The organism is Cognatundibacterium jejuense (assembly GCF_014284255.1).
Lineage (GTDB): Bacteria > Pseudomonadota > Gammaproteobacteria > Burkholderiales > Burkholderiaceae_D > Undibacterium > Undibacterium jejuense.
The window spans coordinates 23,139-46,647 of record NZ_JACOFV010000012.1; the positions used below are offsets into that span (position 1 = coordinate 23,139).

The 23,509-nt window shown below is 45.8% G+C and carries 22 protein-coding genes; 18 read left to right on the forward strand and 4 right to left on the reverse strand.

The features are described from left to right. The first annotated feature begins 258 nt into the window (after nt 1-258). Nucleotides 259-849: a hypothetical protein gene (locus tag H8K32_RS13200; protein WP_186913014.1), complete on the forward strand. Its 591-nt coding sequence runs from the start codon at nt 259-261 to the stop codon at nt 847-849. A gap of 44 nt (nt 850-893) precedes the next feature. On the opposite strand, the gene H8K32_RS13205 is transcribed toward H8K32_RS13200, so the two are convergent. The 3 genes from H8K32_RS13205 to H8K32_RS13215 form a co-directional block, all read right to left on the reverse strand. Beyond that, nucleotides 894-1,568, reverse strand: coding sequence for a uracil-DNA glycosylase family protein (locus H8K32_RS13205; RefSeq protein WP_186913015.1), 675 nt, complete (start codon nt 1,566-1,568; stop codon nt 894-896). A gap of 95 nt (nt 1,569-1,663) precedes the next feature. Then, complete coding sequence (locus H8K32_RS13210) at nt 1,664-2,125, reverse strand: YHS domain-containing (seleno)protein (RefSeq protein ID WP_186913016.1); 462 nt, start codon at nt 2,123-2,125, stop codon at nt 1,664-1,666. A 44-nt stretch (nt 2,126-2,169) separates the two neighbouring features. Beyond that, entirely contained in the window at nt 2,170-2,715 is a 546-nt protein-coding gene (locus H8K32_RS13215) for a carboxymuconolactone decarboxylase family protein (RefSeq protein WP_186913017.1), read from the reverse strand. A 112-nt stretch (nt 2,716-2,827) separates the two neighbouring features. Here H8K32_RS13215 and H8K32_RS13220 point away from each other — a divergent pair, with 112 nt between their 5' ends. The 3 genes from H8K32_RS13220 (at nt 2,828) to H8K32_RS13230 (ending at nt 5,851) form a co-directional block, all read left to right on the forward strand. Next, nucleotides 2,828-3,658, forward strand: coding sequence for an AraC family transcriptional regulator (locus H8K32_RS13220; protein ID WP_186913018.1), 831 nt, complete (start codon nt 2,828-2,830; stop codon nt 3,656-3,658). A gap of 268 nt (nt 3,659-3,926) precedes the next feature. Beyond that, nucleotides 3,927-4,913 carry a phosphate/phosphite/phosphonate ABC transporter substrate-binding protein gene (gene phnD, locus H8K32_RS13225; protein ID WP_186913019.1) on the forward strand — a complete coding sequence of 329 codons (987 nt, stop codon included), beginning with the start codon at nt 3,927-3,929 and terminating at the stop codon, nt 4,911-4,913. 593 nt (nt 4,914-5,506) lie between these two features. Further along, nucleotides 5,507-5,851: a hypothetical protein gene (locus tag H8K32_RS13230; protein WP_186913020.1), complete on the forward strand. Its 345-nt coding sequence runs from the start codon at nt 5,507-5,509 to the stop codon at nt 5,849-5,851. Between the two features lie 109 nt (nt 5,852-5,960). Here the strand turns inward: H8K32_RS13230 and H8K32_RS13235 are convergent, their stop codons facing one another. Next, the gene (locus H8K32_RS13235) at nt 5,961-7,694 is read right to left on the reverse strand and encodes a methyl-accepting chemotaxis protein (RefSeq protein WP_186913021.1); all 1,734 of its coding nucleotides are present in this window, start codon (nt 7,692-7,694) and stop codon (nt 5,961-5,963) included. 335 nt (nt 7,695-8,029) lie between these two features. Between H8K32_RS13235 and H8K32_RS13240 the strand changes: the two genes are divergently transcribed. From H8K32_RS13240 to hisG, 14 genes are all read left to right on the forward strand, one after another. Next, nucleotides 8,030-8,725 (forward strand): transposase, encoded by a 696-nt coding sequence (locus H8K32_RS13240; protein ID WP_186913022.1) that lies wholly within the window; start codon nt 8,030-8,032, stop codon nt 8,723-8,725. A gap of 197 nt (nt 8,726-8,922) precedes the next feature. Beyond that, a complete protein-coding gene (locus H8K32_RS13245) occupies nt 8,923-13,608 on the forward strand; it encodes a glutamate synthase-related protein (protein ID WP_186913023.1) in 4,686 nt (1,561 codons plus the stop codon). A 92-nt stretch (nt 13,609-13,700) separates the two neighbouring features. Then, nucleotides 13,701-15,164, forward strand: coding sequence for a glutamate synthase subunit beta (locus H8K32_RS13250; RefSeq protein ID WP_186913024.1), 1,464 nt, complete (start codon nt 13,701-13,703; stop codon nt 15,162-15,164). A 327-nt stretch (nt 15,165-15,491) separates the two neighbouring features. Beyond that, complete coding sequence (locus tag H8K32_RS13255) at nt 15,492-16,295, forward strand: ATP-binding cassette domain-containing protein (protein ID WP_186913025.1); 804 nt, start codon at nt 15,492-15,494, stop codon at nt 16,293-16,295. Beyond that, nucleotides 16,292-17,062, forward strand: coding sequence for a lipid asymmetry maintenance ABC transporter permease subunit MlaE (gene mlaE / locus H8K32_RS13260; protein WP_186913026.1), 771 nt, complete (start codon nt 16,292-16,294; stop codon nt 17,060-17,062). Before H8K32_RS13255 ends, mlaE begins: the two co-directional genes overlap by 4 nt. A 103-nt stretch (nt 17,063-17,165) precedes the next feature. Further along, entirely contained in the window at nt 17,166-17,642 is a 477-nt protein-coding gene (gene mlaD, locus H8K32_RS13265) for an outer membrane lipid asymmetry maintenance protein MlaD (protein ID WP_186913027.1), read from the forward strand. A gap of 23 nt (nt 17,643-17,665) precedes the next feature. Then, nucleotides 17,666-18,409 carry an MlaA family lipoprotein gene (locus tag H8K32_RS13270; protein ID WP_390311853.1) on the forward strand — a complete coding sequence of 248 codons (744 nt, stop codon included), beginning with the start codon at nt 17,666-17,668 and terminating at the stop codon, nt 18,407-18,409. A 127-nt stretch (nt 18,410-18,536) separates the two neighbouring features. Beyond that, entirely contained in the window at nt 18,537-19,187 is a 651-nt protein-coding gene (locus H8K32_RS13275; protein WP_186913131.1) for an MlaC/ttg2D family ABC transporter substrate-binding protein, read from the forward strand. Between the two features lie 21 nt (nt 19,188-19,208). After that, nucleotides 19,209-19,484, forward strand: coding sequence for an STAS domain-containing protein (locus tag H8K32_RS13280; protein WP_186913028.1), 276 nt, complete (start codon nt 19,209-19,211; stop codon nt 19,482-19,484). 180 nt (nt 19,485-19,664) lie between these two features. Next, on the forward strand, nt 19,665-20,579 hold the full coding sequence (locus H8K32_RS13285; RefSeq protein ID WP_186913029.1) for an ABC transporter ATP-binding protein: 915 nt from the start codon (nt 19,665-19,667) through the stop codon (nt 20,577-20,579). A gap of 11 nt (nt 20,580-20,590) precedes the next feature. Further along, nucleotides 20,591-21,346: an ABC transporter permease gene (locus H8K32_RS13290; RefSeq protein ID WP_186913132.1), complete on the forward strand. Its 756-nt coding sequence runs from the start codon at nt 20,591-20,593 to the stop codon at nt 21,344-21,346. A gap of 22 nt (nt 21,347-21,368) precedes the next feature. After that, nucleotides 21,369-21,605 (forward strand): BolA/IbaG family iron-sulfur metabolism protein, encoded by a 237-nt coding sequence (locus H8K32_RS13295; RefSeq protein WP_186913030.1) that lies wholly within the window; start codon nt 21,369-21,371, stop codon nt 21,603-21,605. Beyond that, nucleotides 21,605-22,855: a UDP-N-acetylglucosamine 1-carboxyvinyltransferase gene (gene murA, locus H8K32_RS13300; RefSeq protein WP_186913031.1), complete on the forward strand. Its 1,251-nt coding sequence runs from the start codon at nt 21,605-21,607 to the stop codon at nt 22,853-22,855. Before H8K32_RS13295 ends, murA begins: the two co-directional genes overlap by 1 nt. After that, entirely contained in the window at nt 22,855-23,508 is a 654-nt protein-coding gene (gene hisG, locus H8K32_RS13305; RefSeq protein ID WP_186913032.1) for an ATP phosphoribosyltransferase, read from the forward strand. Before murA ends, hisG begins: the two co-directional genes overlap by 1 nt. Nucleotide 23,509: the final 1 nt, after the last annotated feature.

Genomic DNA, 23,509 nt, shown 5'->3' on the forward strand with positions numbered 1-23,509 from the left:
GCAATGTGGAACTCTGCCGCCATGTAGGAGTCTTCTGGTAAGGAACGTTTGTGTGGCTACATCTGAATACAGTTGCGAACAGTTTGTTTCTTGATTTTTAGTATTGAATCGCAGTAAAAATGAACAGTATGTTGGATATCATGACGCTCAAAATTACTAGAACGCAAACGTGGCATTGACCTAGACATAAAATTATGTAGCTCATCGTGTGCGATACTCATTGCGAGAGCATTCATTTTGAAAAGGCAATAGAAGAATATGAAAAACCTGAAATTCGCGTTGGTGAATGTAATGATCATGGGTTTAGTAGGCTCATTAACTGGCTGTGGCGGCACGTTTGAAGGGACCGTAGGTGGTACCGTGAACGGACTTGCTGGTAGCACCTCGGTTACATTGTTGAATAACGGAACAGACTCATTAACCGTCAATACTAACGGTAATTTTACGTTTGCTAAAACAATGTCAGCGGGTGCGGCGTATGACGTGACTGTGAGCACGCAACCTATCAATCAAACTTGTACCGTGACCAATGGAGCTGGCAGTATCAGTAACTTCAATAGCTCTAACGTCACCAATATTGCAGTCAACTGCACGATCAACATTTCCAGTAACAATTATGTGTACGGCAATGTCACTGGTCTTGCTTCAGGAAAAACCGTGACTTTGCAAAATAATGGCACAGACACGTACAAAAGTAGCGGTGGCAGTTTTATTTTCCCGACCCCGCTTGCGGTAGGCGCTTCTTACAATGTGACGGTTTCGGTTCAACCAAGCGGTCAGACGTGTACGGTGAGCAATGCTACAGGTTTGGTGGGTAGCAGCACGGTAGTCCAGATTGCTTGCCAATAATATCTGGAAATGCTTGATTGAGCAGGTCGAGGCGGTTAGCGAAGTTATTGTTTAAAGATATTGTGTGAAGAACTTCGCTGTTCACGTTCAGACTTTGCACGAATAAAGCTGGCGCTCGATGATGTTTTTAAAATTTGAGCGACCTGTTCTTTTAGGACTGGCAATACCTGTTCACTAAACCACGGGTTTTGCTTGAGCCAGATATTATTTCGTGGACTTGGGTGGGGCAGTGGTAATAAGTGCGGCCAGTTTTTCTTCCAATCTAAGACCTGTTGAGTGACATTGGTTTTGCTGTCATCTTGCAGATGCCATGCCATCGCATATTGTCCTATCACTAACGTCAGTTCAATCTTCGGCAGCAGAGCCAAGACTTGCTCGCGCCATTGTGGCGCACATTCTTTACGCGGCGGTAAGTCGCCTGATTTGCCTGTCCCTGGAAAGCAAAATCCCATAGGCAAAATCGCAATTCGTTTTGCGTCGTAAAAAATTTCTTTGTCTATACCCATCCATTCGCGCAGGCGCTCACCGCTCGCATCATCAAACGGTATGCCCGTTCGCTGTACCTTGTTACCTGGTGCTTGTCCGGCAATCAAAATTTTTGCATCTTGATGTGCTTGCAGAACAGGGCGCGGAACACATGGTAAATGTTCTTTGCATAAGGTACAGGAACGCACTTCTTTTAACAGGCTATCGAGCGGCGTCAGCGGAATAGTGGCCATGGTGTTGCCGTCCCTATGAAGAGTTTTTTCTATTGTGGATGCAAAGACGGATGAATAAGCATGTCAGCCTATTCATCCATGAACATACGATCAGATCACAGTTCTGATGGTTTTTTATTGGCAATAGTTTTCCAATTTTTGTCTGCATCAGTGATACGGTCTGACATGTTTTGTAGCCACAATGAGCGAATTTTTGCATCCAGGTTCAAATACAGTTTGCCGTTCACAATATCAAACTGCTCTGGATCTGCAACAAATTTTTTGTTGACTGAAACACCAAACGAACAATAACCGCCGTATTGAGGTAAAAATTTCTCGGGATTAGCTTCAAACACTTTTTTGTTTTCGTCTGTTGCGAATAAGTAAGTGACGCCATTGAGTTCAGTCAGGTGATGACCGTTGCCACGTTGCGGCTTTTCTTGACTGAAATAGGTAGTCAAATCGTATCCGCCAGCGCCGACGACATTATTGGTGATGCTGTCAGCAAAGCTGGGCGCTGAAAGCAAGAAAGCAAACAGACTGGTTACTGCAAGTATTGCGTGTTTAAACATGTTCATGATGATGCTCCTAAAGATTTAAAAATGCCTTTATGCGGGAAGCCTTAAGCATCCAATTCCAGGCCAACAACCGGGAAATCGATCGTTGTTCGGGCGACATTGTTGGTGTAATTGGTGAACGTCGTAGCGACCACATTGGCGATAATTTCTAATAAATCTGCCTCGGTCAAACCACTCGCTTTCAATTGATCGAGTGTTTCGATAGCGACGTGACCACGTTGTTCTACTAAGGCCTTGGTGAAGCTGGCGATGGCTGCAGCGCGGTCTGTACCTGGTTGTGCCGTGCGGGCAGCGATCAATTGTTGTGGATTCAATCCGGCATTTTTACCCAGCAAACTATGCGCACTGACACAATACTGGCAGCTATTTGCTTGTGAAGTTGCCAATGCAATGATTTCGCGTTCGCTCGCAGATAAGCTACCGGCACCAATGGTTTGGTTTAGTCCCAGCAGGCTATTTAAGGCAGTCGGTGATTTTGCCAAAGTGGCAAATAAGTTTGGAATCATCCCGATTTGTGCTTTGACTGCGTCGAGCGTAGCGGCAGTAGTTGGATCTGCTTGTTCAATCGATAAAGAGGTAATGTATGTCATGGTGATTTCCTTTAGTCAGTTATCTCTCGGCTTGAGCGACAGGACAAAGAATAAGCTATACTAAAAGACGGTTGTTAAACAAAAGTATTAAAAAACATGCGAATCGTCCAAAATGACTGAAGACCCTCTCACGCCATTACTTGCCCACTTTAAGGCGCAGGCGCAGCTCTTTTATTCTGGCAATCTGTGCAATGACGTGACTTTTACTGATGAAATGGGTACTGGATTTCTGCATTTACTGAAGGCCGGTAGTACTCGATTGCAGGATGAAACTGGTTATGCCGTCACATTAAATGAACCGACGTTGGTGTTTTATTCGCGGCCTATGCAACATTGGTTTCATCCTGATCCACATCGCGGCGCGGATTTAGTATGCGCCTCTATGCGTTTTGAACACAAAACCTTTAATCCGATATTGCTGGCATTGCCTGAACGTTTTGAATGTCCGCTCAGTTCTCTCAAAGGGGCAGGCAATCTGCTTGAATTACTATTTAATGAAGCGTTTGACTCCAAACCGGGTCGCCAGGAAGTACTTGATCGCTTGTTTGAAGTGCTATTGATCGATGTGTTACGTATCGTTTTGGCGAATCCAGATGGCACACCCGGATTGCTTCGTAGTTTGCTTCACCCTCAGATCAGTAGAGTGCTGGCAGCGATTCATGCAGAACCGACCAGAGATTGGTCTCTGGAGGTGCTGGCGCGCCACGCAGGTATGTCGCGTAGCAGCTTTGCCTCGGCGTTTAAGAAAGAAGTAGGAGATTCACCAGGCAACTATCTGACTCGCTGGCGCATCACACTGGCGCTGGCGCTGATACGCGAAGGTGTTCCGTTAAAACTCGTTGCTGAGCGAGTCGGGTATATTAGTCAGGCTGGATTTTTACGGGCGTTTAAACTGGTGATAGGAACTTCCCCGACCAGCTGGAAAAATAGTGGGGCAAAATAAAAATTGATTTTGTCGATCTATGCATGCGAAGATATCTGGCGTGGTTTAATATATTAAAATCTGAAGAAGTCAGTTAATTTGGCTTCAATATTTTTGATTATCGCTGCCACGCCGGACTAGTTCTTCTTGTCTTGCTTTTGCTAATGATATTAGTGGTCTGGCTGGCCAAGTTTCCACGCATCGTTCCCATCATTATCCGTTTTGATTATTGTGAGTGCGTCTTGAGTCTGTGATAGCTGATGCGCTTGTTTTTTTACGATGAGGTCTTATGATTGCCAAAAAAATTTCCGTGATGATGTTTTCTTTCTTCGCACTAATGCCGATGGCGCGTTCTGCGGAAAAGCTGACAGTTGGTTTGATCGTGACCACGACCGTCGAAGATACCAAAAAACGTTGGCAACCTTTATTAAATGATCTATCCAAAAGCACAGGAATGGAAGTGCAGACGGTGATCTCTTCAAATTATAAAGAGATTGTTGATGGCTTTAAAAACAACACGGTCCAAATAGCTTGGTTGGGCAATAAGGTAGCGCTGGAGGCTGTGGAAGATGGCAAAGCGACCATCTTTGCGCAGATGGTCAAAAGTGATGGATCCCGCGGTTATAAGTCATTATTAATCGCTAGCGCGAAGAGTCCTATTAGCAATTTTGACCAAATCGTAGCCAAGCCAGGTGTTTATACCTTTGCTGATGGTGACCCCAGCTCTACCTCAGGATACCTAGTGCCTGCTTATTTTTTGTTTTCAAAAAATAAGATTGAGCCAGCTAAGGTTTTTAAGAAAGTAATTATTGGTAATCATCAGAAAAATTTTACTTTTGTGACGAAGGGCGAGGTTGATGTCGCTACCTATAACTCTGAAGAATTAGATAGGATGACGAAAGAGGCACCTGGAGAAGCAAAAAAAATTCGCGTTGTCTGGTCCTCTCCATTAATTCCTAATGATCCTCTGTTATATAAAAAAGATTTGCCCCCTGCGACTAAAGCCCGCATAGAGGATTTTTTTATCAATTATGGCAAAGCTAAGAGTGCAACTAGCCAACGCGAAACTTTAAAAAATATTCTGGATTTATCCGGATTTCAACGTTCGAATGATGCCCAGTTGAAGCCAATTGCTGATTTAACTCTGTTCAGCATATTGCGCAGCAATTTGAATGACGCTAAGTTGACTGATAAACAGAAACAACAAAAATTTGATGAAGTTAGTGCCCGCTTTGGCAGGTTAAGTATTGTTCTTGAATCTGCACGTTTGAATTGAGCGAACTGTGTATGCATCATCGGATATGCAAATTAGCCTGCGGGGCAGGCTGATAAAAGTTCCGGAGCGTCGTGGGGGAGTTTCTAACGTCATGGTGCTGCCCTCACCTGAAAGGCTGGTCACACACTGATGTGGCCGACTGAAATGCTTTCAAGCAGATTGATTTGGTTTTTCAATACTGCCGCAACACAAAAATGGTGCCACTCGACAGCGGCACCATTTTTACGACATTGAATATGTCGTCAAGGCTGTCGGCCGAACCTGCAATTGCAATCGCGTGACACTCAAGAGTTTTCTTCCCCCCCTCGGTTCTACAATAACCAGTTAAGGCTCCTAAAAACACATTTTTTTACAAATTCATTCACAAAAGAAACAAACGACTAGCAATTAAAATGTAATAAATAAGCAATTAAATATCTATTTATTAATTAAATTCATATTTTTTACTAAAAAAAACAAAAATAATTAAAATTTTTTTGGGTTTTTGTAACTTTTCATGTCAACGGAAGTCCACTCTCCTTCGTTTTTGTCTTCAATGGATCTTTGCCAGTACTTTTCGGGTAGCGAAGAATCCCTTCTCAAGGAGTCTGGAAATGATTTACGAAATTTTGGTTCGCCCTTCTGACAATAAGAAGATGACATCCGATAATTTGATTTGGATAGAAAGTGATTTGCCATCACGTTCATTCGAAAAATGGCTGCGCGATCGCGCTTTATTGGATGGCACCTTGAACGCACCTATCGTACGCTGGAGTATCGTTCAAACGACACGCCCTGCTCATTTCAAATTGGCGACGCAGGCTAAAGCATTGAAGAGCCGTATTTCTGAATTGATGAGCGCGCAACCTGAAGTGCGCGAAGTGCCAGATGCTTCTATTGCATTGAGCGCATTTCGCTTGAAAGCGCAAAAAACAGAACTGGCTGGCGCTTACTTGTAAGTCTGACTTCCGGAAAGAAAAAAAGCACAATCTAGCTTAGTGTAGATTGTGCTTTTTGTTCTTGTGCAAAGCAGAGAAGCTTAACGTATCACTAAACTCTTCTGTCGTATCAGAACTCTTCCCAGTCGTTGTTATTGCTCACCGGTTTAGCCGTATGCTTGGTTCTTGAGCCGACTTTGGTGGTTGCACCCAGTTGAAGAACTTTGTTGGCGGACTTTCCTCGTAATGTTGCTGGAGCTGCTTTTGTCGCTGACATCACCGCAGTTTGAGCTTGAGTTTGCACGTAGCCTTGCTCTGCAATTTTAAATTGCGCGACCACGTGAGACAGCTTGCTTGATTGCTCGCGCATGCTTTCAGCGGCCGCGGCTGCTTGTTCTACCAAAGCGGCGTTTTGCTGCGTCATTTCATCCATTTCATTGATTGCAATGTTCACTTGCCCGATGCCAGAACTTTGTTCCTGGCTGGCAGACGTAATTTCTGCCATGATGTCGGCAACGTGTTGAACTCTGGTAACAATCTCTTTCATCGTCTGCCCTGCATGATCGACCAGCGTGCTACCGTGTTCGACTTTGCCAACAGAATCATCAATCAGGTGCTTAATTTCTTTTGCTGCTGAGGCGCTGCGTTGCGCCAGATTCCGGACTTCAGACGCTACGACAGCAAATCCCCGGCCTTGCTCGCCTGCACGCGCAGCTTCTACAGCCGCGTTAAGTGCGAGAATATTGGTCTGAAAAGCAATCCCGTCAATGACAGAAATAATATCAACGATTTTGTAAGAACTTTCCTTAATGGATCCCATGGTTGTTACCACCTGGTCAACCACATCGCCGCCTTTCAATGCAACGCCAGACGCCGTAACGACTAATTGATTTGCTTGTTTTGCATTGTCAGCGTTTTGTTTTACCGTCGAAGTCAGCTCTTCCATGGAAGAAGCGGTTTCTTCTAGTGAGCTAGCTTGAGATTCGGTGCGTGAAGATAAATCGGCATTGCCAGAAGCGATCTCGTTGGCAGCAACATGAATTGCTTCCGTTCCTTGTCTGACGTCGGCAATGACATGACTGAGGCCGACGCTGATACCATTGATTGCGGCCATTAATTCGCCGATTTCATCTTCACGATGGATGCTAACAGTGTCTGTCAGATCACCTTGCGCCATTTTTTTTGCAATATTGGTCGCTTCAGCAAGAGGTTTGGTAATCGAAGTTGTGATTAGCCAGCCACAAAGGCCAGAAAGACAAGCAGCGATAACGGACAAGACGATCAGTAAAATTCTGCTAGTCTCATAGGTTGATTGAATTTCTGCGGCGTGTTGATTGATCTGCTCGCGTTGCAATTGAAGAAGTTCTTCGATTTTTTTTACGTAAATTTTTGAGGCAGGTAAGAAATCTTGTTCCAGAGCTTGATTCGCTTCTTCGGCTTTATCTGCTTTTTTGAATGTGACGACCTTTTCACGCGCATCCAGATATGTTTTGCGTGATTCGGAAATTGATTTGAATAAAGCTATTTCTCGCTCTGAATTTAAATGAGATTCAATGCTTTTTTGTAAAACAGCAGAAGTGCGGGTAGACTCTTCCTGGTCTTCTTTGAAAAATGAAGCCAAAGATGGATCTGAACTTTTCGCAATGGCGCTGGTTCTACGCACGCCAGTATGGATGTTGCGATACCAGTCACTCACCAGACGTTCAGTGGTTAATGGATCGTTTAATAATTCCTGGGTCGCATGAGCCACATTGCTCAGGCGAGTTAATGCAATGATAGTTGTGATAAGTGACAAAAAAAGAACCAAGGCAAATCCTAAGCCCAGTCGTTTTCCTACAGATAATCGTTTAGTGAAAGAATCCATCTTTTTTCCGTAAAATTTCGGTGCTTTGGTTGATCCATCTTTGGGTGCATTGACTGATGATATTCGCGATAATCAGGTGCTTAGATAATATAAATTATTGAAACCATACGCCGCGAATTCCGATTTCCATCGGGCAATAATTATAGAGGCTTTACTCCATCTTTTGATGCGTGTTTTTACGTAAGTGATTGATTTTTTTCAAATAAACACAGGTAAACCTCAATAGTGGGTACTCGTTATGTTTTTTAATTAACTCTTTCGAAGCAAATTTTTGAAGATGCTGAATTATTTTTGTTTGATGTTCTTTTACTTTAGTACTTTTTAGGTTAATTGGTATGGCAAGACTTCCTCGTTTGGTAATTCCTCATTCTTTGCATCACGTAATTCAGCGTAGCCATGAGGGTATTGCTTTGTTCGCAGATGAAGAGGATTACCGCTATTTTCTGAACATTGCATTGCAGGCGACAAGACAATTCAAGTTGGCAGTCCACGCTTATGTGTTAATGCCCGACCATATGCATTTTGCGTTAACGCCCTCAGACGAGCAGGGCTTGAGCAGAATGATGCAATATATAGGACGCTATTACGTTCCCTACTTCAATCGAAAATACCAACGTTCCGGTAGTTTGTGGCAAGGGAGATTTAAGGCTACCGTGATTCAGGCCGAGACATATTTTTTACCGTGTAGTGTTTATATGGAAACCAACCCTGTGCGTTCGGGTCTGGTCTCAGATGCCGCTGACTATCCGTGGTCCAGTTATCAACATCACATAGGCCAACGAACGGATATGTTGGTTTCAGATCACCCTATTTTTTGGGCGTTGGGCAACACGCCTTTCCAGCGCGAAGCAAACTACAAAGAGATGATCGCGGCGTCCCTTTCAAAAAAAGAAATCAATTTACTGTCGGAATCGACGAATAAAGGGTGGCTGCTCGGTTCCGCTGCATTCAAAATTGAAATGGCAAAATTGAGTGAGCGCAGAGTAGAGCCAGCCCGGCCTGGTCGCCCGCGTAAGTCTGTTAGTGCTTAATGCGGATTGAGGTAAATAATTTAGTGCGCTAGGTTATCGCATTTTCTCTAATTTATTTTACTCTGACCCTAATAAAAATAATTGAAAATTCCAGATTAAATTAACTTACTCTGACCCTATTTTATTTGTGTTGATGTTTCTTTTGCGCTGCACTATTCTCCATCTCAGACTTTCAATTTTGCACTCTGGAGATAGCTATGCAAGCCCAAGGTTTATACGATCCGTCCAACGAACATGACGCCTGTGGTGTCGGTTTTATTGCGCATATCAAAGGTAAAAAAAATCACGCCATCGTCGAACAAGGTTTGCTGATTTTGAAAAATCTCGATCACCGGGGTGCGGTTGGTGCAGATGCCTTAATGGGTGACGGTGCTGGTATTCTGATTCAGATTCCAGACCAGTATTATCGTGAAGAGATGGCGAAGCAGGGGGTACAACTGCCGCCGCCAGGTGAATACGGCGTTGGCATGATCTTTTTGCCAAAAGAGCACGCTTCCCGTTTAGCGTGCGAACAGGAAATCGAACGTGCAGTCCGTGCTGAAGGTCAGGTCGTGCTAGGTTGGCGTGATGTGCCAGTCGATCGTGAGATGCCGATGTCGCCGACCGTGCGTGAAAAAGAGCCGGTGATACGTCAAATCTTTATCGGCCGTGGTCCTGACATCATGGTGACCGACGCGCTGGAACGCAAACTTTATGTGATCCGCAAATCCGCAGTGCACGCAATTGAAGCCCTGAAACTGATTCACGGCAAAGAATACTTCGTACCTTCGATGTCAGCACGCACTATTGTCTACAAAGGTTTGTTGCTGGCGGATCAAGTTGGTGTTTACTACAAAGATCTACAAGATGAACGCTGCGTTTCTGCGCTGGCGCTGGTGCATCAACGTTTTTCTACCAATACTTTCCCAGAATGGCCACTCGCTCACCCATACCGCATGATTGCGCACAATGGTGAGATCAATACCGTCAAAGGCAATTTCAACTGGATGCGCGCCCGTGAAGGCGTGATGAAATCGGCCGTATTGGGCGACGATTTGCAAAAATTATATCCATTGATTTTTGAAGGCCAGTCAGACACCGCGAGTTTTGACAACGCGCTTGAATTGCTGGTGATGGCCGGTTATCCAATCGCTCAAGCCATGATGATGATGATTCCGGAAGCCTGGGAAAATCACGGCATGATGGATGAAAACCGTCGTGCGTTCTACGAATATCACGCAGCGATGATGGAACCATGGGATGGACCTGCAGCGATGGCATTTACTGATGGTCGCCAGATCGGCGGTACGCTGGACCGTAACGGCCTGCGTCCAGCGCGTTACATCGTCACTGACGACGACCTGGTTGTGATGGCTTCTGAATCGGGTGTCTTGCCGATTCCTGAGTCCAAAATCATCAAAAAATGGCGTTTGCAGCCAGGAAAAATGTTCCTGATTGATCTGGAAGCCGGTCGTATTATCGATGATAAAGAAATCAAAGATACTTACGCTAATGCTAAACCCTACAAGCAATGGATCAAATCTGTCAGGATTAAATTAAACGAGCTCAAAGGCGAAGCAGATACTCAGCCAGAAGCGGCTACCTTGCTCGACAGACAGCAAGCGTTTGGCTATACCCAGGAAGATATCAAGTTCCTCATGACACCAATGGCAACCACTGGTGAAGAGGCAATTGGTTCTATGGGGAATGATTCGTCACTGGCGATCATGTCCAACAAGCTCAAACCCCTGTACAACTACTTCAAACAGTTATTTGCACAGGTGACCAATCCACCGATCGACCCGATTCGTGAAGCAATGGTCATGTCCTTGGTCTCATTTATCGGGCCTAAACCAAACTTGCTGGATACAAACAATATCAACCCGCCTATGCGCCTTGAAGTCGCGCAACCGGTTTTAAATTTTGATGATATTGCTAAGCTGCGTAACATCAGTGCCAACACGGGCGGCAAGTTCAAATCCTATGAACTCGATATCTGCTACCCGATTGCGTGGGGCAAAGATGGTATCGAAGCGCGTCTGGCTTCCATCTGCGCAGAAGTAGTCGATGCGGTCAAATCCGGCCATAACATCATGATCATCACTGATCGTAAGATGGATGCCAATTTTGTTGCGATTCCGGCCTTGTTAGCGACATCCACTGTGCACCAACATCTGGTCAGCAAAGGCTTGCGCACAACAACAGGTCTGGTCGTCGAAACTGGCTCTGCGCGTGAAACACATCACTTTGCTCTGTTGGCAGGTTATGGTGCTGAAGCGGTACATCCATATCTGGCAATGCAAACTCTGGCAGACATGGCAAGATCTTTGCCAGGTGATATTTCTGCTGAAAAAGCGATTTACAACTACACCAAAGCAGTCGGAAAAGGTCTGATGAAAGTTATGTCGAAAATGGGTATTTCGACCTACATGTCTTACTGCGGCGCGCAAATTTTTGAAGCGATTGGGTTGAACAAATCGCTGGTTGAAAAATACTTTAAAGGCACCGCCTCCAACGTTGAAGGCATCGGTGTATTTGAAGTCGCAGAAGAAGCCTTGCGCTTGCATACACTGGCATTCAGTGCTGATCCTGTTCTGGAAAATGCTCTCGACGCTGGCGGTGAATATGCATTCCGTATTCGTGGCGAAGATCATATGTGGACCCCAGATGCAATTGCAAAATTGCAGCATTCGACTCGCGCTAACAACTACAACTCATACAAAGAATATGCGCAGATCATCAACGATCAATCCAAGCGCCATATGACGCTGCGTGGCTTGTTTGAATTTAAAATCGATCCGGCCAAAGCGATTCCTTTGGATCAGGTTGAACCCGCCAAAGAAATCGTTAAACGCTTTGCGACTGGCGCGATGTCTTTGGGTTCTATCAGTACCGAAGCACACGCAACCCTGGCGATCGCGATGAACCGCATTGGTGGCAAATCCAATACGGGTGAAGGTGGTGAAGATCCGGCGCGTTATCAGCAAGAATTAAAGGGCATTCCTATCATGCAAGGCGCGAGTCTGGCCTCAGTGATCGGTCGTGAGCAAATCGAGGTCGATATTCCTTTGCAAGAAGGTGACTCTTTGCGCTCCCGCATCAAGCAGGTCGCATCTGGTCGCTTTGGTGTGACTGCAGAATACTTGATTTCTGCTGATCAGATTCAGATCAAAATGGCCCAAGGTGCGAAACCAGGTGAGGGCGGTCAGTTGCCAGGTCACAAAGTATCTGAATACATTGCGAAACTGCGTTTCTCAGTTCCAGGCGTTGGTTTGATTTCACCACCACCACATCATGATATTTATTCGATTGAAGATCTGGCGCAATTGATTCATGATTTGAAAAACGTTAATCCCAAAGCGTCTATCTCTGTGAAGTTGGTATCAGAGGTGGGCGTCGGTACGATTGCGGCAGGTGTCTCAAAAGCTAAAGCGGATCACGTGGTCATTGCAGGTCATGATGGCGGTACTGGTGCTTCGCCCTTGTCTTCAATTAAACATGCTGGTACACCATGGGAATTGGGCTTGTCTGAAACCCAGCAAACGCTGGTGTTGAATGGCTTGCGTGGTCGAGTCCGTGTGCAGGCCGACGGCCAGATGAAAACTGGTCGTGACGTCGCGATTGCTGCTATGTTGGGTGCGGATGAAATCGGTTTTGCGACGGCGCCATTGGTGGTTGAAGGTTGCATCATGATGCGTAAATGTCACCTCAATACTTGCCCGGTTGGTGTTGCAACACAGGATCCGGTCTTACGCGCCAAGTTCTCTGGCAAGCCAGAATATGTGGTGAACTATTTCTTCTTTGTTGCGGAAGAAGTGCGTCAAATCATGGCGCAATTGGGTGTGCGAACTTACGATGAATTGATCGGTCGTGTCGATTTGTTAGATAAATCCAAAGCGGTCACGCATTGGAAAGCGAAGGGCTTAGATTTCTCGAGAATTTTCCATCAACCAGAAACCACGGCGCATACAGAAATTCGTCATGTTGAGGCGCAGGATCATGGGCTCGAAAAGGCGCTCGATAACAGACTGATTGCCCAAGCAAAAATTGCTTTGGAAACGGGCGAAAAAGTATCGTTTATTTCGCCAATCAAAAATCTGAACCGCACAGTCGGTGCGATGTTGTCGGGTGAAGTAGCGAAAAAATATGGCCATGCAGGTTTGCCTGATGACACGATACACATCCAGCTGCAAGGTACCGCTGGTCAATCCGCAGGCGCATTCCTGGCTCAAGGCGTGACGTTGGACCTGGTTGGCGAAGGCAACGACTATGTGGGTAAAGGATTGTCTGGTGGTCGTATCATTATCCGTCCAAACACTGAGTTCCGTGGTTGGGCCGTTGACAATATTATCTGTGGTAATACGGTTTTATACGGCGCGATTGCAGGTGAAGCGTTCATTAATGGTGTCGCTGGTGAACGATTTGCGGTACGAAATTCTGGTGCTGTCACTGTTGTTGAGGGAACTGGCGATCATGGCTGTGAATACATGACTGGTGGCACCGTGATTGTATTGGGCAATACTGGTCGCAACTTTGCTGCGGGTATGTCGGGTGGGATCGCGTATGTCTACGACCCGGACGGCGAATTTGAAGCTAAATGTAATATGTCCATGGTAACGTTGGAGCCCGTTTTGGCAGGCGACGTACAGGCGGCGACGGTTGACAAAGCAATCTGGCATAGTCGTCTGCGTGGTGGTGAGCCTGAAACTGATGAAGCGATATTGCGTAGTTTGATTGAGCGCCATTTCAAGCATACTGGTAGTACCCGCTCCCGCAATTTGCTGGATGACTGGGCACGCAGCCGTGCTAAATTCGTCAAGGTTTTCCCTACCGAATACAAACGCGCTTTGGCTGAAATGTACGCCGCAAAACAGGCAACGTCAGCTTTAGAAAAGGCAGCTTAAAAAACATCGATTGTCAGCCGGGAGTGGTATCACGGCTGACATTAGAAAATGATTTTAGGGCTGTCAGCCCGCAACGATATTGAGGTCAGATTATGGGTAAAGTAACCGGTTTTATGGAATATCAGCGCTTGCAGGAAGCCAGCGAAGCGCCGCAATCGCGTAAAAAACATTACAAAGAATTTTTAGTGCATCTGGATGACGCGCAATCAAAAGTTCAGGCAGCACGCTGCATGGATTGTGGTATTCCTTTTTGCAATAACGGCTGCCCGGTCAACAACATCATTCCTGACTGGAATGATCTGGTGTATCACGGTGATGTAAAGCAAGCATTGGAAGTTTTACATTCGACCAATAACTTTCCGGAATTTACCGGACGCATTTGCCCTGCACCATGCGAATCAGCATGTACTTTAGGTATCAATGAGGATGCCGTTGGTATCAAATCAATAGAACATTACATCATTGATAAAGGCTGGGAAAATGGTTGGGTAACGGCGAAAGTTTCAACCAACAAAACCGGCAAAAAAATAGCCATCGTTGGTTCTGGACCTGCAGGCCTGGCCGCTGCACAACAATTGGCGCGTGCCGGACATGATGTGACCGTGTTTGAAAAAAATGACCGTGTCGGTGGTTTGCTGCGTTATGGTATCCCTGATTTTAAGATGGAAAAATCACACATCGATCGCCGCGTTGAACAGATGCAAGCAGAGGGTGTCACGTTCCGCACCAGTGTATTTGTTGGTAAAGATTTTCCAGCGTCAGTAACAAACTGGTCAAAAGAAACAATTTCTCCGGAAACTTTGCAAAAAGAATTTGATGCTGTTGTTATTGCTGGTGGTGCAGAAACACCACGTGATTTGCCTGTGCCAGGTCGTGAGCTCAAAGGCGTACATTTTGCGATGGACTTTTTGCCTTTGCAAAACAAGGTCAATGCGGGCGACAAAGTAAAAGATCAGATTATGGCAACCGGCAAGCATGTTGTGGTCATCGGCGGTGGCGATACAGGTTCCGATTGCGTTGGTACATCTAATCGTCATGGCGCAAAATCGGTGGCGCAGTTTGAATTGTTGCCGCAACCGCCAGAGCAAGAAAACAAGCCATTAGTCTGGCCGTATTGGCCAACGAAGTTACGTACCTCGTCTTCGCATGAAGAAGGATGTGAGCGTGATTGGGCGGTCGCGACTAAACGTTTGGAAGGCAAAGCTGGTAAGGTTGATAAGTTAATTGCTTGTCGCGTGGAATGGAAAGACGGAAAAATGCAGGAAGTTCCGGATTCTGAATTTGAAATGAAAGCTGATTTAGTATTGCTGGCGATGGGTTTTGTTTCGCCAGTTCAACAAGTTTTAGATGCATTTGGAGTCGATAAGGATGCGCGCGGAAATGCAAAAGCGACCACAGAAGGTGTTGGCTGCTATAAAACTAACGTCGATAAAGTGTTTGCTGCTGGTGATATGCGTCGTGGTCAATCTTTGGTGGTGTGGGCCATTCGTGAAGGTCGTCAGTGCGCGCGTGAAGTTGATACGTATTTGATGGGTAGCTCAGTCTTGCCGCGTTAAATACCCCTTCTAATTTGTCAATTTTGACATTGTTTGCGCTGTTTTTATCAATAGCTGATTTCCGGAAAGAAGCGGAAATCAGCTATTTTTTTTGAATATTATCAAAATCTTGAAAGTTAATGACTTTGAGTTCATTAATTATTTGTGCTTTGCAAAAAATATTTTGAATTTAAATTTAAATTAATGGCAATTTTCAATATTTAATTCGGAAATTTTCATTTATTTTGAATTGGTGAAGATTTATTATAATTTTGATATACTTGTTGTAACAACTTCCTTTTCTGATCTGCATTACAATCTAGCTTTTGCAACATAAAATTCTCATACGTGCCAAATCTTGTTGAAATTCGCGATGTGCAATTCGGTTACGGAGCCCGGACAATTTTGTCTGGGCTGCGTATGGATTTCCCACGTGGTAAAGTCATTGCCGTCATGGGCGGCTCAGGTTCTGGTAAGACCACTATCCTGCGTTTGATCGGTGGACAAATACGTCCGCAATCAGGCACTGTGAGTGTGAACGGCCAGCCAATCCAGGATATGGATAATCAAGCTTTGTATGGCATGCGCAGAAAAATGGGCATGTTATTTCAGCACGGTGCATTATTAACGGACCTAAGTGTCTTTGATAACGTCGCCTTTCCGCTGCGTGAGCATACCAATTTGTCAGAATCGATGATGCGCGATCTCGTCATGCTGAAGTTGCAGGCGGTTGGATTGCGAAATGCTTCCACTTTGATGCCATCTGAAATTTCTGGTGGTATGGCGCGTCGGGTAGCATTGGCGCGCGCGGTGGCACTTGATCCGGAATTATTGATGTACGACGAACCTTTTGCTGGTTTAGATCCGATTTCTATGGGTGTCACGGCCAATCTGATTCGAAATCTGAACGATGCGCTGGGATCAACATCGATTCTGGTATCGCATGATGTGAATGAGTCTTTTGCGATCGCTGACTACGTCTATTTCTTGTCGCAAGGAAAAATCGTGGCAGAAGGAACTCCAGCGCAGATGCGTGAGTCTGAAGATCCCTATGTCAAACAATTTGTCCATGCAGAAGCTGATGGCCCCGTTCCTTTCCATTATCCAGGCAAAACTTTATTGGATGACTTGGGTTTGAAAGGGCAGGCATGATATTTGAACGCATAGGACGTTGGGTACGTGAATCAGCGAATGATCTTGGCTATGCCACACGCTGTTTCTTTTTAATTTTGCGGAGTGCGTCAGGTTTATGGCGCAGACCACGACTGATTACCGATCAGATTCATTTTATCGGTAATTATTCGCTGGTAATTATTGCGGTTTCCGGTCTGTTTGTTGGTTTTGTTCTTGGTTATCAAGGGTATTACACGCTGAATCGTTATGGGTCGGAAGAGGCATTGGGCCTTCTGGTCGCCTTGTCACTGACGCGTGAATTAGGTCCGGTAGTGACCGCTTTATTATTCGCCGGTCGCGCCGGGACTTCATTAACAGCTGAAATTGGTCTGATGAAAGCCGGCGAACAATTGGCGGCGATGGAAATGATGGCGGTTGATCCGATACAGCGGGTGTTGTCTCCACGCTTTATTGCCGGTTTGATTGCATTACCTATCCTGACGGCGATTTTTAATGCTATGGGTGTGATTGGTGGCTATATCGTTGGCGTGAAATTGATCGGTGTCGATGAAGGCTCATTTTGGTCGCAAATGCAGGCTGGGGTTGAGGTTTGGCAAGATATTGGTAATGGTGTCATAAAGAGTATCGTGTTTGGTTTTGCGGTCACGTTTGTGGCGTTGTTCCAGGGATATGAGGCACAGCCGACGCCCGAGGGCGTGGCCCGAGCGACTACTCGCACCGTGGTGATTTCATCTTTGTTGGTATTGTGGCTAGATTTCTTGCTGACTGCATGGATGTTTCAGTAAAAATAGAATGAGTTTATAGAGCGCAATAATGCTAGTACGCTCTTTGCAGCGATAACATTAACTTCCTTTTTAGTATAAGGAAGCGGATTTTTTAGGAAAAATAATGCAAAAAAAATCTTTAGATTTTTGGGTGGGTTTATTCGTTGTCCTTGGGGCGGCAGCACTGCTGTTTTTAGCGCTTCAGGCCGGGAATATGAGTTCACTTTCTTTGGATAAGACCTATGATGTAGTAACCCGCTTCGATAATATCGGCGGTCTCAAGCCACGCGCAGCAGTCAAAAGCGCAGGGGTTGTCGTTGGTCGTGTAGCTGATATCAAATTTGATGACAAGACCTATCAGGCAACTGTTACTTTGCGCTTAGATACGCGTTATAAATTTCCAAAAGACAGTTCTGCCAAGATTTTGACGGCAGGATTGTTGGGAGAGCAATACATTGGTCTGGAAGCTGGCGGAGATACCAATAATCTGGTCGCTGGTGACAGAATTAAAATGACGCAGTCAGCCGTGGTGCTGGAAAATCTGATCAGTCAGTTTTTATTCAGCAAAGCGGCAGACAGTAGTTCGGATGATAAAAAATGAAACACCAAATGAATAAAATTTCCCTGCCCCATCTTTGTAAGATGTTGGCACTCACTATGTGTATTCTGGCGACAGGCTGTAGTACTACCACAGTGACTAAGATCAAAGATAAGGCTGATAAGACGATTGATGCCATTGCGGTCAAAACCAATATTGGTCAAAACCCGCGTGATCCGCTCGAAGGCTTCAATCGCGTCATGTACAATTTTAATGACACGATTGACCGTGCGGTTGCAAAACCGGTGGCGCAGGTGTACCACGATGTTTTACCAACATTTGTGCAGACTGGAGTAGGCAATTTTTTTGGTAATATCGGCGATGTCTGGAGTGCGTTTAATAGCTTGCTGCAAGGAAAAGGCGCGGAAAGTTTTACCAGCATCGTACGTGTGGGATTGAATACAACTTTTGGTCTTGGTGGTTTGATTGATATCGGTTCTCCAGCTGGATTGACCAAACATAAAGAAGATTTTGGTCAAACTTTGGGTGTTTGGGGTGTCACCTCCGGTCCATATCTCGTGTTGCCAATCTTAGGCCCAAGTACCGTGCGTGATGCCATTGCAACGCCGCTGGATTATTATGGCGATGCCTGGTCGTATTATAAGCCGGTATATATACGTAATACAGGCACGGTGGTGCGACTGGTCGATAAACGCGCAAACATCCTTGATGCAGGTTCTTTGATTGAAGACGCAGCACTGGATCAATATGTCTTTATCCGCGATGCCTATTTGCAACGACGAGAAAATCAAATTCATCCTGACGAATAATTCCGTCTGGGTGTCGATAGTGTTAAAAAATTAATGCCACAGATACGCTTGTATTTTATATAGGTAGCAACAATGTAAGCGATGGCAAATGTTGATCATCGCTGGATATGGAAAAAAAATGAAATTAATGACATCAATTAAAAACCTTTTCACACAAATTTTTGTGTTGGCATTGGTAAGCTTGACGCTGGCTTCGCCAGCGGCTGCAGCAGATGAAGCACCTGATGTGCTGGTTAAACGCATCAGTCAGGAAATCTTAGATCTGGCAAAAAACGACAAAGAAATTCAGGCGGGAAATCAAAAACGGGTGTACGACATGGTGGAGTCAAAAATTTTGCCGTACATTGATTTTCAGCGTATGACTTCCTTGGCTGCAGGTAAGAGCTGGAGAGAGGCCACACCTGATCAACAGCAGCAACTGACCAAAGAATTCCGTACTTTGCTGGTATTCACTTATTCTGGAGCAATCTCCCAGATCAAAGATCAGCGCGTCGAGTTTAAGCCTATGCGTTCTGCACCGGAAGATACTGAGGTAGAGGTTCGTTCACAAGTGATTCAGTCCCGTGGCGATCCAATTCAATTGAATTATCGCCTTGCTAAATCTGCAACTGGCTGGAAAATTTATGACATCAATGTACTCGGTGCTTGGTTGGTTGAAACTTACAAAGGTACCTTTAGTGAAACCATCAGTAAATCTGGTATCGATGGCCTGATTAAAACCTTGTCGGATAAAAATAAGAAGTTGGCTGCAGCACCAGTTAAGTCAACCTCTAAATAATTAAATAACTGAAAGTTTTCTGTGTATAAATTAGCAGGCGAGCTCTCGCAGAAAAATGCCCGTGAAGTTGCGGCGGCTGGTAATGATGCCATTGCGCAGGGGCAGTCTGATTTTGATTTTTCCAATCTGGTTCAGATTGATTCATCGGCCGTTGCCACGATGATTGAATGGCAACGTCAAGCTGCACAATATAAGAAAATTCTGCAATTTCATGCGGTCCCGGCAAGTTTAATCAGCCTGATACAACTTTATGGTCTGTCTGACCAATTCCACATCACCCCTGCCGAGCGACATTGACGCTCACTGCCAGGGGGAAATTTTCACGCCACTTTCAAGGCATTTACCGTAGCTGCTTTCAGTTCAAACGCTGAAAATCCCCTATAATCAAAGGTTTCGTCGCTATTCATTTAGTGATGAAACTACTGGTTTCTCGTTTATCTCCGATTCCTTTTGAGCACGCAAGTGCAAACATGCCATATGGCTGCCATACAAATTAGCAATATACAAAAGCGCTACCAGTCCTTGCAGGCACTGGGTGGGGTCTCACTGTCGATTGAAGAAGGTGAGTTTTTCGGATTACTTGGCCCAAATGGCGCAGGTAAGACGACCCTGATTTCCATTCTTGCCGGACTAAATCGGGCAGATGCTGGTACGATTACCGTGCAAGGGCATGACGTCGTCAGCGACTATAGAAATGCCCGAAGCAAGTTAGGTGTTGTGCCACAAGAGTTGGTTTTTGATCCATTTTTTACCGTCCGCGAGACCTTGCGCATGCAGTCTGGTTATTTTGGCATCAAAAATAACGACAAATGGATAGATGAGATCATGGAAAACCTTGATCTGACCAATAAAGCCGATACCAATATGCGCGCCTTGTCCGGAGGTATGAAGCGCCGCGTACTGGTCGCGCAAGCACTCGTACACAAACCGCCGGTTATCGTTCTGGATGAGCCAACTGCCGGTGTTGACGTTGAATTGCGTCAGACTTTGTGGAAATTCATCGCACGTCTGAACCGTGACGGTCATACTATCGTGCTGACCACCCATTATCTGGAAGAAGCGCAGGCTTTGTGCAATCGTATTGCAATGCTCAAGCAGGGAAAAGTGGTGGCACTCGATACTACGGCCGCCCTGATTAAGCGCATCTCAGGCTCACAATTGCGCGTTACTTTGGCGAACAGCGGTAATATTGCTTTGCCAGCTTCTTTGCGTGACAAAATTATCACTCACGAAACACCGTCCAATCCGCATCAATTTATTTTGCGAGTGACTGATTATGCCCACGTCGAATCGATGTTAAGTGAGTTCCGTCTGGCGGGTTGTGTGATCGACGATTTGCAGTTGTTGCAAGCGGATCTGGAAGATGTCTTCCTGCAAATTATGGAAGGCTGAATATGATGAATATGACTGGTTTTAATACGCTGTTGTACAAAGAAGTGTTACGCTTCTGGAAGGTCGCAACGCAAACGATTACCGCGCCAATCATGACTGCATTGTTGTACTTGCTGATTTTTGGTCATGTACTGGAAGATCATGTACAGGTATATCCGGGCGTTCGCTATACCGCTTTCCTGGTACCTGGACTGGTAATGATGAGTGTTTTGCAAAATGCATTTGCGAATTCATCGTCATCCTTGATTCAGTCTAAGATCACTGGCAATCTGGTTTTTGTTTTGCTGCCACCTCTATCGCACTGGGAAATTTTTGGCGCATATGTTTTGGCTGCGATATTGCGTGGACTGGCAGTTGGTGCTGGCGTCTTTATTGTGACGGTATGGTTTGCGAATCTGAGTTTTTACTCACCTTTGTGGATTATCCTGTTCGCATTGCTAGGTGCTGCCATGCTGGGTACTATGGGCTTAATCGCTGGTATCTGGGCAGAAAAATTTGATCAGTTAGCCGCGTTTCAGAATTTCCTGATTATGCCTGCGACCTTTTTGTCGGGAGTGTTTTATTCGATTCATTCCTTGCCGCCATTTTGGTTGACACTGTCACGTTTCAATCCATTTTTTTACATGATCGATGGCTTCCGTTTCGGTTTCTTTGGCAAGTCCGATGTCGATCCTTTGCATAGCTTAATGATAGTCACAGTGTTCTTTATTCTGCTGGCGACAATTGCACTGCAGATGCTGAAGCGTGGTTATAAGTTACGTCACTAATTTAGTTTTAGAAAGAAAAGCTGTGTTTCCTACCCCTGAACAAATTAAAAATTACATTGCAGCTGGCCTGGAATGTACCCATCTGGAAGTCGAAGGCGACGGCCAGCATTTCAACGCCGTCATCGTTTCCGCCGCATTTGCCGGTAAGCGTCCGATTCAGCGTCATCAATTGGTGTACGCCGTGTTGGGTGATCGCATGCGCGAAGAAATCCACGCTTTATCGATGAAAACCCTGACGCCTGAAGAGTACCAAGCATAATGGACAAATTACTGATTACGGGCGGTTCCCGCCTGAACGGCGATATTCGTATCTCCGGTGCAAAAAATGCTGCGCTGCCTATCTTGTGCGCGGCCTTGCTGACCTCGGATGAATTGGTGTTACATAACGTCCCTTCATTACAAGACGTTAGCACCATGTTCAAATTACTACGTCAGATGGGCGTCAGTGTTACGCAAGAAGATGGTGTCACCACCTTGCGCGGCAATGCGATTGATAAACTCGAAGCGCCGTACGATATGGTGAAAACCATGCGTGCATCTATCCTTGTATTGGGGCCATTGGTGGCACGTTTTGGCGAAGCCAGAGTGTCTTTGCCAGGTGGTTGCGGTATTGGTTCGCGTCCGGTTGATCAGCACATCAAAGGCTTGCAAGCCATGGGTGCAGAAATCAGCATTGAAGCTGGCTATATCCATGCTAAAGCGACTCGTCTCAAAGGTACGCGAGTCGTTACCGATATGATTACTGTAACTGGTACTGAAAACTTGCTGATGGCAGCGACGCTAGCGGACGGTGAGACCATTCTGGAAAACGCGGCACGCGAACCAGAAGTGACTGATCTTGCTAATTTGCTGGTTGCCATGGGTGCCAAGATTGAAGGCATAGGTACTGACCGTTTGGTGATTCAAGGTGTTGAACGTCTCCATGGCGCTACTCACACCGTGATCTCTGACCGGATTGAAACCGCCACCTTTTTGTGTGCCGTTGCGGCGACGGGCGGTGACGTTCGTGTGACCCACACACGCACCGATATTCTGGATGTCGCTTTGGATAAGCTGCGCGAAGCTGGCGTGGTGCTGACCACCGGACCAGACTGGATCCGCGCGCAAATGAGTGCACGTCCAAAAGCTGTGGGTTTCCGCACCACTGAATACCCAGGTTTTCCAACCGATATGCAAGCGCAATTCATGGCGATGAACTGTATTGCCCAAGGCAATAGCCGCGTTACCGAAACGATCTTTGAAAATCGGTTCATGCATGTCCAGGAAATGAATCGCCTCGGCGCTAAAATTGAAATCGATGGTCACACTGCGATTGTTAATGGCGTGGAAAAATTGGTCGGTGCACCAGTAATGGCGACAGATTTGCGCGCGTCAGCATCCTTGGTGATTGCAGGCATGGTGGCTGAGGGTGAAACACTGATTGATCGTATCTATCATTTAGATCGCGGATACGATCGTATCGAACTCAAGTTGTCGGCAGTGGGTGCCAATATTCAACGAGTAAAATAATGACGACACAACTGACATTGGCATTATCCAAAGGCCGTATTTTTGAAGAAACCTTGCCATTGCTGGAAGCTGCAGGCATACGCGTGACCGAAGATCCGGAGAAATCGCGTAAGCTGATTCTGGCAACCAATGATCCTGCAGTACGGGTGATCATCGTGCGTGCGTCAGATGTGCCAACTTACGTGCAATACGGCGCGGCTGATTTTGGCGTAGCGGGTAAAGACGTATTGCATGAGCATGGTGGCGAAGGTTTGTATCAGCCTATTGATTTGAATATCGCCCGATGCCGTATGTCAGTGGCTGTCTCCGCTGGCTTTGATTATGCCAAAGCCGTGCGTCAAGGCGCGCGCTTGCGCGTCGCAACCAAGTACACCGAAACTGCACGTCAGCATTTCGCCAGCAAAGGTGTACACGTTGACTTGATCAAATTGTATGGTTCAATGGAATTGGCTCCGTTGGTCGGTTTGTCGGATGCCATCGTCGATCTGGTTAGTACTGGCAATACGCTCAAGGCGAATAATCTGGTCGAAGTCGAACACATCATGGATATTTCTTCGCGTCTGGTCGTGAATCAGGCAGCATTGAAATTAAAGCGTGAGCGTCTGCAACCGATTCTGGAAGCATTTGATCGCGCCTCCAAACTGAATACCTAAT

What these genes read in the sequence shown, in the direction of transcription:
- H8K32_RS13205 (WP_186913015.1), bottom strand. Translation starts at nt 1,568, where the DNA reads ATGGCCACTATTCCGCTGACGCCGCTCGATAGCCTGTTAAAAGAAGTG.
- H8K32_RS13250 (WP_186913024.1), top strand. Translation starts at nt 13,701, where the DNA reads ATGGGTAAAGTAACCGGTTTTATGGAATATCAGCGCTTGCAGGAAGCC.
- H8K32_RS13275 (WP_186913131.1), top strand. Translation starts at nt 18,537, where the DNA reads ATGACATCAATTAAAAACCTTTTCACACAAATTTTTGTGTTGGCATTG.
- mlaD (WP_186913027.1), top strand. Translation starts at nt 17,166, where the DNA reads ATGCAAAAAAAATCTTTAGATTTTTGGGTGGGTTTATTCGTTGTCCTT.
- phnD (WP_186913019.1), top strand. Translation starts at nt 3,927, where the DNA reads ATGATTGCCAAAAAAATTTCCGTGATGATGTTTTCTTTCTTCGCACTA.
- mlaE (WP_186913026.1), top strand. Translation starts at nt 16,292, where the DNA reads ATGATATTTGAACGCATAGGACGTTGGGTACGTGAATCAGCGAATGAT.
- hisG (WP_186913032.1), top strand. Translation starts at nt 22,855, where the DNA reads ATGACGACACAACTGACATTGGCATTATCCAAAGGCCGTATTTTTGAA.
- H8K32_RS13245 (WP_186913023.1), top strand. Translation starts at nt 8,923, where the DNA reads ATGCAAGCCCAAGGTTTATACGATCCGTCCAACGAACATGACGCCTGT.
- H8K32_RS13230 (WP_186913020.1), top strand. Translation starts at nt 5,507, where the DNA reads ATGATTTACGAAATTTTGGTTCGCCCTTCTGACAATAAGAAGATGACA.
- murA (WP_186913031.1), top strand. Translation starts at nt 21,605, where the DNA reads ATGGACAAATTACTGATTACGGGCGGTTCCCGCCTGAACGGCGATATT.
- H8K32_RS13200 (WP_186913014.1), top strand. Translation starts at nt 259, where the DNA reads ATGAAAAACCTGAAATTCGCGTTGGTGAATGTAATGATCATGGGTTTA.
- H8K32_RS13285 (WP_186913029.1), top strand. Translation starts at nt 19,665, where the DNA reads ATGGCTGCCATACAAATTAGCAATATACAAAAGCGCTACCAGTCCTTG.
- H8K32_RS13290 (WP_186913132.1), top strand. Translation starts at nt 20,591, where the DNA reads ATGACTGGTTTTAATACGCTGTTGTACAAAGAAGTGTTACGCTTCTGG.
- H8K32_RS13235 (WP_186913021.1), bottom strand. Translation starts at nt 7,694, where the DNA reads ATGGATTCTTTCACTAAACGATTATCTGTAGGAAAACGACTGGGCTTA.
- H8K32_RS13220 (WP_186913018.1), top strand. Translation starts at nt 2,828, where the DNA reads ATGACTGAAGACCCTCTCACGCCATTACTTGCCCACTTTAAGGCGCAG.
- H8K32_RS13240 (WP_186913022.1), top strand. Translation starts at nt 8,030, where the DNA reads ATGGCAAGACTTCCTCGTTTGGTAATTCCTCATTCTTTGCATCACGTA.
- H8K32_RS13215 (WP_186913017.1), bottom strand. Translation starts at nt 2,715, where the DNA reads ATGACATACATTACCTCTTTATCGATTGAACAAGCAGATCCAACTACT.
- H8K32_RS13210 (WP_186913016.1), bottom strand. Translation starts at nt 2,125, where the DNA reads ATGAACATGTTTAAACACGCAATACTTGCAGTAACCAGTCTGTTTGCT.